Here is a 14031-nt window from a genome sequence, read left to right as displayed (position 1 = left end):
GACGCGAATTTGCTCCGCTGTTCGCACAACGAGGATGCCGGCGGGTCGGGAGGTTGCTGCGCAATGACGCTCGGCGTGCGCGAACATGTCCAGGAAAGCTCGCGAGCCGATATTCTCGAGGCGGCCGCAAGCTGTTTCATGGAGCGCGGCTACACCGAGACGTCCATCGACGATGTCGCGCGCAGCCTCGGCGCCACCAAGGGGCGCATCTACCATCATTTCCGCTCCAAGGCGGACATCTTCGCGGAGGTTTTCCGTGTCGGCATGGAGATGAACTACGCGGCGATCGAGCCTTACCGCGCCATGTCCGATCCGGTGGCGCGATGGCGGCACATGGCGTTTGCGCATGCGATCCAGATGATCACGACCAAGCCGTTCCAGCGCACGGTATGGGTCGGCGTGAAGATGCATCTGCGCGGCGCGACGACGCCCGAGCAGCGTAGCGTCTTTGCCGAGCTGATCGAATATCGCAGCAATTACGGCAACGTCTTTCGCAAGACGCTCGTTGAAGGGCGCGAGAGCGGTGACTTCCGTTTCGACGATCTGAGCATCGCCAATCAGTTGATGTTCGTCGTGCTCAATTCGCCAATCTTCTGGTACTCGCCGCGCGTCGGGGAAACCCGCGCCGACATCGAGGATCTCGCACGAAAGGTCGTTACCGCCGCCTATCGCGGCCTGGGCGGCAAGGAGGAACAATCGACGCCATGACGAAGAACCCCGAGATGAACCTCGGCATGACCGAGCGGCTCAAGCCGATCCACGACAAGGTCGCGCAGATGGTGCGCGAGGAGATCATCCCGCTTGACGAAGAGTTCCTGGCGGAAGTCGGCAAGGATGGCGATCGCTGGAGCTACACGCCACGGCAGACCGAGATTCTCGAAGGGCTGAAGGCAAAGGCGCGCGAGCGCGGACTTTGGAACTTCTGGCTCACTCATTCCGACCGGGGCTACGGCCTGTCGACCGTGGAGTATGCCTATCTGGCAGAGGAAATGGGCAAGGCACACCTGGGCGCCGAGACCTTCAACTGCTCCGCGCCCGACACCGGCAACATGGAGGTGCTGGAGCGCTACGGCACGCAGGCGCACAAGGACCGCTGGCTGGCGCCGCTGCTGGAAGGCAAGATCCGCTCCGCCTATCTGATGACCGAGCCGGACGTCGCATCGTCGGATGCCACCAATATCGCCATGCGCTGCGAACGCGACGGCGACCATTATGTGCTCAACGGCGAGAAATGGTGGTCCTCCGGCGCGGGCGATCCGCGCTGTGCGATCTACATCACCATGGTGAGTTCGCCCGACGAGAGCCGGCCGAAGCACCAGCAGCACTCGATGATCCTCGTGCCGGCCGACACGCCCGGCGTCACCAAGCTCAGGGCGATGAAGGTCTATGGCGATGACGATGCGCCGCACGGCCATCTGCATCTGCGCTTCGAGAATGTGCGGGTGCCCGCCGACAATCTAATCCTTGGCGAGGGGCGCGGGTTCGAGATCGCGCAAGGGCGGCTCGGGCCGGGGCGTATCCACCACTGCATGCGTGCCATCGGGCAGGCGGAGATGGCGCTGGAACTGATGTGCCAGCGCTCGATGCGTCGCGAGGCGTTCGGCAAGCCGCTCGCGCAGCTCGGCGCCAACTATGACATCATTGCGGAATGCCGCATGGAGATCGAGATGGCCCGGCTTCTGTGCCTCAAGGCCGCCTGGATGATCGACCAGGGCGACAAGAAGGCCGCGGCCCCCTGGATCAGCCAGGTCAAGGTGGTTGCACCGCGCGTGGCGCTCAAGGTCACTGACGAAGCCGTGCAGATGTACGGCGGGCAGGGCATCAGCCAGGACACGCCGCTGGCGCGCTCATGGACCCATTTGCGCACGCTGCGCCTTGCGGACGGGCCGGATGCAGTCCATCGTCGTCAGGTGGCGCGCGAAGAGCTGCGCAAATACACGCAACAGAAGGTTTGACATGAAAGCCATCGTTGCAAAGGAATTCGGGCCGATCAGCCAGTTGCAGTATGCGGACTGGCCCGAGCCTGTCGCGGCAGGCCGCACGGTCGTGATCGAAGCCGAGGTGATCGGCGTCAATTTTCCCGACGGACTCCTCGTGCAGGGCCTCTATCAGATGAAGCCGCAGACGCCATTCGTGCCCGGCATGGAAGTGGCGGGGCGGGTCGTGGCGGTGGGCGACGAAGTCACCCGCTTCAAGACCGGCGACCGTGTCGCTTCCGTGTCCTCGCTGGGTGCCTATGCCGAGCGGGTTGCCGCACACGAAGCGTCAGTGATGAAACTGCCGGATGCGATTTCCGGGCAGGATGCCTGCGCATTGCTCTGCGGTTTTGGCACTTCGCACCATGCGCTCAAGCAGCGCGGCCAGCTCCAGCCCGGCGAGACGCTGTGCGTGCTCGGCGCGTCGGGGGCAACCGGTGTGGCCGCCGTGCAGATCGGCAAGGCAATGGGGGCGCGGGTCATCGGTGTCGCTTCCAGCGAGGCGAAGCGCGAGATCGCCCGGCAATCCGGCGCCGACATCGTGCTCGGCTATGACAACCTCAAGGATGCCTTGAAGGATGCGACGGATGGCAAGGGCGTGGACGTCGCCTTCGACCCGGTCGGCGGAGACGCATTCGACGCGCTGTCGCGGTCGATGGCCTGGAACGGCCGTCTGCTGGTGGTCGGTTTTGCCTCGGGCACGATCCCGAAACTGCCGGTGAACCTGACACTGGTGAAAGGCTACAGCGTTGTCGGCGTGTTCTGGGGTGCTTTCACCCAGAAGGAACCTGCCGTCTATGCCGAGAATATGAAGGAACTGGTCGGCTGGCATCTTGCCGGCAAGGTGAAGCCGGTGATCGAGGGCGTCTATGCGCTCGCCGATGCGCCAGCCGTGCTGCAACGCGTGCTTGGCCGGGGCGCGGCCGGCAAGATCGTGCTCAAGCCCTGAGGAGATGCCGCCAGTGTCCATTCCAGCCACGATGAACGCGCTTCTTCTGAAGAACGACGGCTATGCCAGGCAGCCGTCCGGCACCGTGCTGGAGGCAATGGAACCCTATGTCGAGGACGGCACGATTGCCGTGCCCGAGCCGGAGGGGCGTCAGGTGCTGATCAAGGTGGACCTCGCCTCTATCAACCCGTCGGACGTGATGTTCGTGAAAGGCATGTACGGCCAGCCGCGCGTTCAGGGTCGGCCGGCGGGGTTCGAGGGTGTCGGCCATGTCGTTGCCGCCGGGCCGGAGCCGGAAGCACAAGCCCTGATGGGACGGCGCATCGCATTCGCGACCGGGCTTTCCAACTGGGGTAGCTGGGCCGACTACGCCGTTGCCGATGCGCCGGGGTGCATCCCGCTTCTCGATACGGTGCGGAACGAGGATGCGGCGGCGATGATCGTCAATCCGCTCACCGCGCTTGCCATGTTCGGTATCGTCAAGGAGGCGGGCGAGAAGGCATTTGTGCTGACCGCAGGCGCCAGCCAGCTTTGCAAGCTGATAATCAGCGTAGCCAGGGATGAAGGCTATCGCCCCATCGCGATCGTGCGCCGCGACGAGCAGATTGCCATGCTGAAGGAACTGGGCGCCGCCCATGTGCTCAACGCCGATGCGCCGGGATTCCGCGATGAGCTTGCCGCCGTATTGCGCGAGGAAAAGCCGCGCATCTTCCTCGACGCAGTGACAGGGCCGCTGGCGGGCGCGATCTTCAACGCGTTGGGCAGGCATGCGCGGTGGATCGTCTATGGCAGGCTCGACCCTGCCGCAACGCCCATCCCCGAGCCTGGCCAATTGATCTTCATGCACAAGAAGATCGAGGGTTTCTGGCTGGTCGAATGGATGCGGACTGCCGGCGCGGAGCGTCGCATGAGCGCGGTGGTGGAGGCGCAGAAGCGGTTCTCCGACGGGCGGTGGGCGACGGATGTGACGGCCGTGGTTCCGCTCTCGGAAGCGATCGAGCGCGTGCCTCAGGAATTGGCCAAACCGAACGGCAAGGTTTTCATCGCGCCCTGAGCGCGAACGGGAGGCGCGGCGGCGGGGAGGCTGCCGCGAAAAGGGAGAAGATTTCGGGTGCGGTGACACAGAGCACTGACCCGTGAGGAGGAGGAACACATTTGGACGTCTTGCAGCTGATCGTCAGCGGTCTCGCCAATGGCTGTGTCTACGGCCTCGTCGCGATGGGCTTCGTGCTGATCTACAAGGCAACCGAAGCGGTGAATTTCGCCCAGGGCGATTTCATGATGCTCGGAGCCTTTATCTGTCTGGGCCTCACCAACCCGCAATTCATGGGGCTGCCCTTCTGGATTTCGGTGCCTATTGCCATCGCCGCCATGGGGGCCTTCGGCTATGCGCTCGACCTAGTCGTGCTGCGGCGCATGTTCGGCCAGAGCCAGGTAGCCGTCATCATCCTGACGATTGCGCTCGGCTTCGTGCTGCGCTTCGCCGCCGGCCTGATCTGGGGGCATGAACCGATCTCGCTGCAGACCCCGATGGCCGGACAATATGTCCGGTTCGGCGGGCTCGTGCTCGGTCTCAACGAGCTGATCATAATACTCGTGACGGTCGCGCTGACGGTCATCCTCTATTTTTACTTCAACCGTACCAAGCTCGGCGTGGCGATGCAGGCCTCGTCGCAGAACCAGCTCGCGGCCTACTACATGGGCATCCCCGTCAAGCGGATCCACTCGCTGATCTGGGCGCTTGCCGGCATGGTGGCAGCGGTCGCGGGCATCCTCTTTGCCTCCAAGGGCTCGATTGACCCGTCGATCGGCCTGCTGGGCATCAAGGCGTTCGCGGCGGCCGTGATCGGCGGTTTCGGCTCGCTGCCCGGCGCGTTGCTGGGCGGGCTGATCGTCGGGCTGCTTGAACCCTTCGCGTCACGCTACATCGCGGCGGGCTATTCGCAGATCATGCCTTACCTGCTGCTCTTCCTGATCCTCGTCTTCCGACCGCACGGCATCCTCGCCCAGGTCCACCAGAAGAAGGTGTGAGGCTGACATGCGGACGGTTTTCAAGACTTCCTACGACGCCGACATCAACCTCTTCCGGCATGGCGCGCAACGCGGCTGGTACATATTGCTGCTGGTGGTCATGCTTGTGCTGCCTCTGGGTGTCAGCAGCTTCGCCATTGGCGAGATGACCAACCTGCTCATCTGGTCGATCGCGTGCATGGGGCTGATGATCCTCGTCGGCCAGACCGGGCAGGCGAGCCTCGGCCACGCAGCCTTCCTGGCAATCGGCTGCTATGCGAATGTGCTGCTTCAGGAACGGCTGGGCCTGCCGTTCATCCTTTCCTTCCCGTTGGCCGGACTGATCGCGGGCATCGCCGGCGCGCTCATCGCCCGGCCTATGACCAAGCTGCACGGCATCTATCTGGCGATCGGTACGCTGGCGATTGCGATCCTCGTCGACGACTTCATCGTCATCGCGGCGCCGCTGACCAATGGCGTGATCGGCCTGTTCGCGCCCGACATCGACATCTTCGGGCTCAGCTTCAACCGCTATGCCAATCCCGAGCGGCTTTACTACCTGATCCTCGGTATCACGCTGCTGATCGTCCTCCTCTACCGCAACCTGCAGCGCTCGCCGCTCGGCCGCTCGTTCGCGGCGATCCGTGACTCCGAAATTTCGGCGCAGGCGATGGGCGTAAACGTGGCGCGGACCAAGGCCGTTTCCTTCGGCATCTCGGCCGGCATCACCGGGCTGGCCGGCGCGCTGATGGGACACTTCGCCGGCATCTTTAACAACGAGACCTTCAACATCATCATCTCGATCCAGCTTCTGCTGGCGATCGTGATCGGTGGGCTCGGCACGATCCACGGTGCGTTTTTCGGCGCTGCCGTCGTGGCGCTGCTACCGCAGGCGATCTCGATGACGCGCGATCTTCTCAACCAGGTGCTCGGCGGCGGGTCGATCGCCATTCCCGGTCTGGAATCGGCCATTTTCGGCGCGATCCTGATCGCCTTCATCCTGTTCGAGCCGAGCGGAATCTACGGGCGCTGGTTCAAGATAAGAACCTATTTCGAGCTGTTCCCGTTCTATCGCCGCGACATGTTCCGCCGCCAGAAATCCTACCTGAAGACGGAGCGGATGCGATGAGCGCGCTGCTGGAAATCGACAACGTCACGTTGCGCTTCGGCGGCGTGGTGGCGGTCAATCAGGTGTCGTTCAACGTCGAGGAGGGCGAGGTGTTCGCGCTCGTCGGACCCAACGGCGCGGGCAAGTCCACGCTCTTCAACCTGATCTCGCGCATCTACGATCCGGCCGAGGGCGATATCCGTTTCGACGGCAAGAGCATCCTCGGCAAGGCGCCGCACGATATCGCCAGGCTCGGCATCGCGCGAACCTTCCAGAACATCGAGCTGTTCGAGCAGGCGACGGTGATGCAGAACCTGCTGGTCGGCCGGCACCGACACCGCAAGAGCAACATGTGGACGGAGCTCGCCTTCACGCCTTTCGTTCGTGCCGAGGAACGCCGGCACCGCGAGGCGATCGAGAAGGTGATCGATTTCCTCGACCTGCAGGCCTATCGCGACAAGTATATCGCCGGACTGCCCTACGGCGTGCGCAAGGTGGTCGAGATGGGCCGCGCGCTGGCTATCGAGCCGCGGCTCCTCCTCCTCGACGAGCCGGCGTCGGGCCTGTCGGTGGAGGAGACGCAGGACGTCGCGTTCTGGGTCGAGGACATCAAGAAGCAGATGGGCATCACGGTGCTGATGGTCGAACACGACATGCATCTTGTGTCGGCGGTGTCGGACCGGGTGCTGGCGCTGGCAGACGGCAAGATGCTTTCGATCGGCAAGCCGCACGAGGTGCAGAACGACCCCAAGGTGATCGAGGCCTATATCGGCGTTTCTGACGAGAAGCAGGAGGTGCCGGCATGAATGTCGCGGCAAAAGCAGCGGCTCCTTCTGCCGCCAAGGACACACAGGTTGTGCTTTCGATCCGCAACATCGAGAGCTTCTACGGGCCGATCATGGCGATCCGGGGCGTCAGTCTGGAGGTGCGCGAAGGGCAGATCGTCACCGTGCTTGGCGCCAACGGCGCGGGCAAGACGACGCTGATGAAGACCATCTCCGGTGTGATGGATCCCGAGAAGGGGCAGATCGTCTATCGGGGCGAGAACATCGCAGGCGCCAATCCCGACAAGGTGGTTCGCGCCGGCGTCGTGCACGTGCCGGAAGGGCGCGAAGTCTTCCCGCTGCTGACGGTCGAGGAAAACCTGAAGATGGGCGCCTTCACCCGTTCGGACACGGACGGCATCCGGCGCGACCACGATATGGTCTTCTCGTACTTCCCGATCCTTGCCGAACGCCGCAACCAGGCGGCCGGTACGCTCTCGGGCGGTCAGCAGCAGATGCTGGCGATTGGCCGTGGGCTGATGGCGAAGCCGAAGCTGATGCTTCTCGACGAGCCGTCGCTGGGGCTGTCGCCATTGCTGGTGAAGGAAATCTTCCAGATCATCCGGCGGCTCAACCGTGAACAGGGCGTGACGATGATGCTGGTCGAGCAGAACGCCAAGGTGGCGCTCGAGGTGGCCGACTATGGCTATGTGATGGAACTTGGGCGCATCGTGATGGCCGACGCGGCCGAGCGGTTGCTGCAGTCGAAGGACGTACAGGAATTCTACCTCGGCATGCAGACGGAGGAGAGCCAGCGCGGCCAGAAGCGCTGGAAGCAGAAAAAGACGTGGCGCTGATGCGCGCTTTCGGGAGGAAAGTGACATGACCATCGCCGAGAAACTGCCCGCCCAGCAGACAGTGCACGGGCATTCTTTCAACGCCGACCTGACCAGGGGACCGTATTACCTCGACGGTTGCGACACGCTGGTAAAGCTCTTCCGGCAGCGATGCCTGGAGCTGCAGGACAAGGTGGCGCACCGCGAGAAGGATTACGGCATCTGGCTGTCCTATACGTGGAGCGACTTCTACGAACACGCGCGCCTGATCGGCCTGGGACTTATGTCGCTCGGCCTCAAGCGCGGTGAGGTGGTGTCGATCCTGTCCGAGGACAACAAGGAGTGGATCTACACCGATCTTGGCGTCCAGTCGGTCGGGGGAATATCGTCCGGCGTCTACACGACGGACTCGGCGGCACAGCTCAAATATCTCGTCAACGATTCCGACAGCCGCTTCCTGTTCGTCGAGAATGACGAGCAGCTCGACAAATATCTGTCGATCAAGGGCGAGATGCCGGGGCTGACGCGGGTGATCGTCTACGACCGCGATGGCCTGCACGACTTCTCCGACGAGAAGGTGATCTTCCTCGATGACCTCTACGCGCTGGGGCGCGCCTTCCTGAAGGAAAACCCCAACCGCTTCGACGAGGAAATCGCCAGATCCAAGCCCGAGGAGACGGCGATCCTGGTCTATACCTCCGGTACGACCGGCCCGCCGAAGGGCGCGATGATCAGCCATCAGAACATCATCGTGTCGATCATCGGTTCGGTGTTGACCCTGCCGGTGACACCCACCGACGAGCAGGTCTGCTTCCTGCCGCTGTGCCACATTCTGGAGCGCCTGATCTCCGTCTTCACGCCGATCGGATTGAAGTCCACGGTGAACTTTGCAGAGAGCCCCGAAACGGTTTTCGACAATGTGCGCGAGGTCTCGCCACATGTCTTCACGGCTGTTCCCCGTGTCTGGGAGAAAATCTACAGCCGCGTCATGATCATGGCGAGCGAGGCTAGCATGATCGGCAAATGGGCGTTCGCGCAGGCCATGAAGGCCGGGCGGGCGCGCGCCGAGGCACTGGAGGAGGGGCGGCCGGTACCTTTCGGAAACAGGCTTGCCTATTCCTTCTGGGATTTCATGCTTCTGTCGAACGTGCGCCGTATGCTGGGCTTCGACCGGTTGCGGCGCGGCACGACCGGTGCGGCGCCGATCTCCCCCGACCTCATCCGGTGGTATCGCTCGATCGGCATCACGATCCTCGAAGGTTACGGCATGACGGAGAGTTCCGGCGTGATTTCCGTGAACCTGATCGAGAATGAGAAAACGGCCAGTGTCGGGCCGGTGGTGCCGGGCGGCGAAATCCGCATCGCACCGGACGGCGAGATCCAGTACAAGGGCCCCAACGTCTTCAAGGGCTACTGGAACAAGCCGGACAAGACGGCGGAGACGATCTCGGCCGATGGCTGGCTGAGCACGGGCGATGTCGGCCGGCTGGACAACCAGGGTTTCCTGTTCATCACCGGCCGCGCCAAGGACATCATCATCACGGCGGGCGGCAAGAACATCACCCCGGCCGAGATCGAGAACCGGCTGAAATTCTCGCCCTTCATATCCGACGCCGTGGTGATCGGAGACAAACGCAAGTTCCTGACCTGTCTGGTGATGATCGACCAGGAGAACGTCGAGAAATTTGCGCAGGACCACAAGGTGCCATTCAACAACTTCAAATCGCTTTGTGCGGCTCAGGAAGTGCGCGACCTGATCGCCGGCATCGTCGATGAGACAAACAAGGAGTTCGCCCGCGTCGAGCAAATCAAGGATTTCCGCTTGATCGGTGTGCTTCTGACCGCTGAAGATGAGGAACTTACAGCGACGATGAAGCTGAAGCGCAGCTTTGTCGAGAAGAAGCACAAAGAGCTGATTGACGAGATGTACGGGCGGGAATGATTTCCGACCCGACGTGCTGAAAGACAACCAGGAGGAGTGAAAAAATGAAAAGCATGCTCACGAAATCTATTCTGGCGATGGGGCTTGCCGCTGGCATGGCATCCGCTGCCTACGCAACGCAGGGCGTCACCGACACCGAGATCGTCATCGGATCGAACGGCGACCTTTCGGGCATCTTCGCCGCGTTCAACGTCGGCGCCATCAAGGCTGCGCAGCAGATGTTCGACGACGTGAACGCCAAGGGCGGCATTCACGGCCGCAAGATCCGGTTTGTGGTGGAGGACCACGGCTACCAGGTGCCGAAGGCGGTCCAGAACTTCAACAAGCTGATCAACTCCGATCAGGTCTTCGCGATGATTCTGAACCTCGGCACGCCGCACAACATCGCCGGTTTCCCGCTCATGGAGGCCAAGCAGGTGGCAAACGTCTCGCCGCTGACCTCGGCGCGCCAGATGATCGAAGGCGACATAACCTACAAATACGCTGGCACCGCTTCGTATTATGACGGGTTGCGTGCAGGCGTTAAGTATCTCGCCGAGCAGAACGACGCCAAGGAAGTCTGCGCGATGTATATCCCATCGGACTTCGGTCTCGAAGTGTTCGAGGCGGCGCGGGACCAGGCCGAAGGGATGGGCCTGACATTTGCAGCCGAGACCACGCACAAGCCGGATGAGCAGGACTTCGTCGGTTCGATCCAGAAGCTGCGGGAAGCGGGCTGCGACATCGTTGCAACCGGCATCGGCGTGCGCCAGACCATCGTCGCCTTCGGCACCGCGAAGAAGCTGGGCTGGACGGACGTTGCTTTCATCGGCTCGTCCGCTGGCTTCAACACCGCAGTCGCAAAGGTGCCGGAAGGCGTGACCGAGGGCTACTACGCGGCTGCCGGCTGGTCGGACTTCGAGAACCGGATGGACAATCCGGAAGTCAAGGCCTGGGCCGAGGACTTCCAGGCCAAGGCCGGCGAGCCGGCTGGAACCGCGGCACAGCTCGGCTACGGTGCGGCTAAGACGCTGCTCATGGCGCTCGAGGCGGCCGGACCTGACCTGACTGCCGAGAGCTTCCAGAAGGGCATGGAAAGCCTCGAATTCGACGACCAGATTCTCGACATCACGGTCAATTACGGGCCCGACGATCACCAGGGTGGCGATCTGATCGTCATCTCGAAGATCGAGGGCGGCAAGTGGGTCGAGGTCGGCCGCGTCGACCCCGCTGAATCGCAGTAAGGCGCCACAACGCAAAAATAATGCGCCGCGCGGGCAACCGCGCGGCGCTTCCATTAAATGCCTATTCTGCGGGCTGCGCCTTGATCTTCGGGCGGCTGGCGTCTTCCAGTTCGCGATGCAGGCGCTTTTCCTCTTCCACTTTCGGCGTGACGAAGCGGCCGAGCAGCAGGTAGGCGACGGGGGTGAGATAGAGCGTCGACAACGTCGACAGTCCCAGCCCGCCAACGATCACCCAGCCGAGCGATACACGTGCTTCCGCGCCGGCGCCGCTGGCAAGAATGAGCGGCAAACCGCCGACGATCGTGCACAGCATGGTCATCACGACGGGACGCAAGCGGATATTGGACGCCTGTTCGACGGCTTCGCGAACACCAAGTCCCCTGTCGCGTAGCTGATTGGCGAATTCGACTATCAGGATGCCGTTCTTGGCCATGATGCCGACCAGAAGGACAAGGCCGATCTGGCTGTAGACGTTGAGGCTGGTGCCGGTCAGCAGCAGGGCGAAGACGGCGCAGGCGAGGCCAAGGGGAACCGTGGCCATGATGATAGCGGCGCTGACGAAGCTCTCGAACTGCGCGGCGAGGACGAGCAGGATGATGACGATGGCGAAGCCGAAGATCGTCATCATGCCGCCGGACGTCTCGTCGAGCGTTGCGGCCTCGGCAAGAGGCACAACCCGGCTGCCGGGCGGCATGTGTTTCGCCGCGATTTCCTGTGCAAGAGCATAGGCATCCCCCAGGGCGAAATCAGGCGCCAGCGCGGTGGTGACAGCCACGGAGCGCATCTGCTGTTCGCGTGCCAGCGACGGCGCGACAGCCTGTTCCGTCAGGGTCGCGATCGTCGACATCGGCACGAAGCGGCCGTCCTGGGCCTTCAGGAAGATGTTCTCCAGGTCGGTGGGATCGTTGATCGGGTTGGTCGTCGACAGCAGCTTCACGTCATAGGAACGGTCGTCGATAAACACCGAGCCTATTTCACGGCTGTCGACCATTGCCTGGATCGCTTCCGATAATCCGGTGATGTTGATGCCAAGATCGGAGGCGCGCTCGCGGTCGATGCGCACCGAAAGCTGAGGTTGCGTCGTCTCCTGCGACAGGCGTGGCTGGCGGAAGCGGTCGTCCTGTTCGAAGTCGGCGACAACGGCCTCTGCCGCGGCGTTGAGGTCGGCATAGTTGTTGCCGACGATGGCGAATTGCAGGCCGCTACCGGCGCCGCGAATGCCGAGACTGTTCGGTTGGAAGGCGAAGGCGCGGACACCCGGGACGTCCTGTACGAGGGCGGTTACGTCGCGCAGAATTTCCTGCTGCGATCGTTCCCGATCTTCCCAGGGGGCAAGCGACATGACCATGAAGCCGGAGTTCTGTGATCCACCCGAGCCGGCTATGGCAAATGTGGAGATGATCTCACCGGAATCGCGCAATGGCTGGATCAGGCTTTCGATGCGCCGCATCTGCTGGGCGAGGTAATCGAGGCTGACACCCTGCGGGGCGGAGATGCGCACGAAGGCAGCGGAACGATCCTCCGAAGGCGTGAGTTCCGAGCGGATCGTGGGGAAGAGCGCCGCCGCCAGCGCAGAAAACAGAACAGCGACGACGATTACGAGCATCGGTGCGTTGAGCGCCGCGCGCAGTGTCGTCCGGTAGACGCTTGCCAGCGCCGCGCCGATGCGCCCGAGCAGGCCGTGATGGCTGTGCTCGTCGCTTTTGCCTGAGAGCATGCGCGATGCAAGCATGGGGCAAAGCGAAAGCGCGACGATCGAGGACAGGAAGACGGCGATGGCCAGGACGAACCCGAATTCGCGGAAGAGTCCGCCGGTCTGGCCAGGCAGGAAGGAAAGCGGCACGAAGACGGCGACCAGCGTGGCGGTCGTCGCGAGCACGGCAAAGAAAACCTCCTGCGTGCCGAGCACCGCCGCTGCGCGTGGGCCCATACCCTCATTGCGCCGGCGCACGATGTTTTCCAGCACGACGATCGCATCGTCGACCACGAGGCCGGTGGCAAGCACGAAGGCCAGAAGCGTCAGGATGTTGATCGAGAAACCGGCAAGATAGATCGCTGCTACCGAGCCGATCAAGGCAACCGGCAGAGCGAGGCCGGGAATGATGGTGGCTCGCCAATCGAGCAGGAATACGAAGATGATCAGCAGCACAACGGTGACCGAGATGCCGAGCGCAATCTCCACCTCGTGGATCGCGCCATTGATGAAGACCGCCTCATCGCTGGTGACGAACATGTCGACGCCTTCGGGCAAGGTCGGCCGGATGCGCTCCACGGCCTCCCGCACGCCCTGAGAAATCGTCAGCGTATTGGACTGCGCCTGCCGGATGATGCCCATGCCGATGCCCGTCTGGCCGTTGGCGCGAAGCTGGGATTCGCCAACGTCGCCGCCCAGGGTCACCGTCGCCACGTCGGACAGCCGGGTGGTGCCGTTGATGATGATGCTTTCGAAGTCCTCGGGCGTCGTGACCGGGGCTGTTGCCCGCACGATCAGGTCCTGGGTGTTGCTGGTCAGGGAACCGGCAGGTGTGTCGAAGGCTATGGAGGCGAGGGCATTGCGTATATCGGCGACCGTGAGGCCCAGGCTTGCCAGCCGCGACTGGTTTATGTCGACGCGGAAGATCTTGTCGCGGTCGCCGAAGACCTGGACTTCGGCGACGCCGTCGATCGATGATAGTGCGTCGACGATCTGGTCTTCGACCAGAAGCGTCATGTCGTGCACGCTCATCGTGTCCGATGTGATGGCGAGTCGAAGGACAGCCTGGGCATCGGCATCCGCCTTGACGATGCGCGGCACATCGGCGTCGTCGGGCAGGTTATTCTGGACGCGGCCGACAGCGTCGCGCATGTCAGACGCGGCGGTGTCGAGGTCGACTCCGTCATTGAATTCCACCGTGATACGGCTGCGGCCGAAGGATGACGACGAGGAGATGGACTTGACGCCGGCCACGCGCGCGATCGCGCCTTCGATGACGGCGGTGATCTCGCGATCGATGGATTCAGCCGAGGCGCCGGTGAAGTTGGTGTTGACGGTAATGACCGGGCGGTCGACGTCCGGTAACTCGCGGATTTCGACACCGAACAGCGCTGCCAGTCCCGCCACCGCAATCAGCGTGTTGATGACGAATGCCAGTACCGGCCGCCGCACGAAAAGCGCGGTGATGCCATTCTCGACGGCGGCGTTGGTTTCCTGGCTCACGCGCTGTTTCCTCGTGTGGGTTGTGCC

Annotated in this window: 11 protein-coding genes; 10 read left to right on the top strand and 1 reads right to left on the bottom strand. The window is 62.9% G+C overall.

Features of this window, described 5'->3' with window-relative positions; genetic code table 11:
• Window positions 1-63: 63 nt before the first annotated feature.
• The 10 genes from ACVJNE_RS03525 to ACVJNE_RS03480 all read left to right on the top strand — a co-directional run bounded on the left by ACVJNE_RS03525 (window position 64) and on the right by ACVJNE_RS03480 (window position 10808).
• On the top strand, window positions 64-708 hold the full coding sequence (locus tag ACVJNE_RS03525; RefSeq protein ID WP_499562981.1) for a TetR/AcrR family transcriptional regulator: 645 nt from the start codon (window positions 64-66) through the stop codon (window positions 706-708).
• Window positions 705-1955 carry an acyl-CoA dehydrogenase family protein gene (locus tag ACVJNE_RS03520; protein WP_376769188.1) on the top strand — a complete coding sequence of 417 codons (1251 nt, stop codon included), beginning with the start codon at window positions 705-707 and terminating at the stop codon, window positions 1953-1955. The genes ACVJNE_RS03525 and ACVJNE_RS03520 overlap by 4 nt, the downstream gene beginning before the upstream one ends.
• 1 nt (window position 1956) lies before the next feature.
• Window positions 1957-2925: an NADPH:quinone oxidoreductase family protein gene (locus ACVJNE_RS03515; RefSeq protein ID WP_499562979.1), complete on the top strand. Its 969-nt coding sequence runs from the start codon at window positions 1957-1959 to the stop codon at window positions 2923-2925.
• Between the two features lie 4 nt (window positions 2926-2929).
• Complete coding sequence (locus ACVJNE_RS03510) at window positions 2930-3979, top strand: zinc-binding dehydrogenase (protein WP_499562977.1); 1050 nt, start codon at window positions 2930-2932, stop codon at window positions 3977-3979.
• Window positions 3980-4080: 101 nt separating this feature from the next.
• Window positions 4081-4956, top strand: a complete 876-nt coding sequence (locus tag ACVJNE_RS03505; RefSeq protein ID WP_173193281.1) for a branched-chain amino acid ABC transporter permease — start codon at window positions 4081-4083, stop codon at window positions 4954-4956.
• Between the two features lie 7 nt (window positions 4957-4963).
• On the top strand, window positions 4964-6064 hold the full coding sequence (locus ACVJNE_RS03500) for a branched-chain amino acid ABC transporter permease (RefSeq protein WP_499562975.1): 1101 nt from the start codon (window positions 4964-4966) through the stop codon (window positions 6062-6064).
• Window positions 6061-6849, top strand: coding sequence for an ABC transporter ATP-binding protein (locus ACVJNE_RS03495; RefSeq protein ID WP_499562973.1), 789 nt, complete (start codon window positions 6061-6063; stop codon window positions 6847-6849). The genes ACVJNE_RS03500 and ACVJNE_RS03495 overlap by 4 nt, the downstream gene beginning before the upstream one ends.
• Entirely contained in the window at window positions 6846-7664 is an 819-nt protein-coding gene (locus ACVJNE_RS03490; protein WP_499562971.1) for an ABC transporter ATP-binding protein, read from the top strand. Before ACVJNE_RS03495 ends, ACVJNE_RS03490 begins: the two co-directional genes overlap by 4 nt.
• A 25-nt stretch (window positions 7665-7689) precedes the next feature.
• Window positions 7690-9585: an AMP-dependent synthetase/ligase gene (locus tag ACVJNE_RS03485; RefSeq protein WP_499562969.1), complete on the top strand. Its 1896-nt coding sequence runs from the start codon at window positions 7690-7692 to the stop codon at window positions 9583-9585.
• A 44-nt stretch (window positions 9586-9629) separates the two neighbouring features.
• Window positions 9630-10808: an ABC transporter substrate-binding protein gene (locus ACVJNE_RS03480; RefSeq protein WP_499562967.1), complete on the top strand. Its 1179-nt coding sequence runs from the start codon at window positions 9630-9632 to the stop codon at window positions 10806-10808.
• Between the two features lie 61 nt (window positions 10809-10869).
• On the opposite strand, the gene ACVJNE_RS03475 is transcribed toward ACVJNE_RS03480, so the two are convergent.
• Window positions 10870-14004, bottom strand: a complete 3135-nt coding sequence (locus ACVJNE_RS03475; protein WP_499562965.1) for an efflux RND transporter permease subunit — start codon at window positions 14002-14004, stop codon at window positions 10870-10872.
• Window positions 14005-14031: the final 27 nt, after the last annotated feature.

It is taken from the genome of Mesorhizobium sp. DxT (assembly GCF_058448885.1).
Note: the sequence above shows the minus strand (reverse complement) of the source record. Positions and strands in the feature narration are given on the sequence as shown.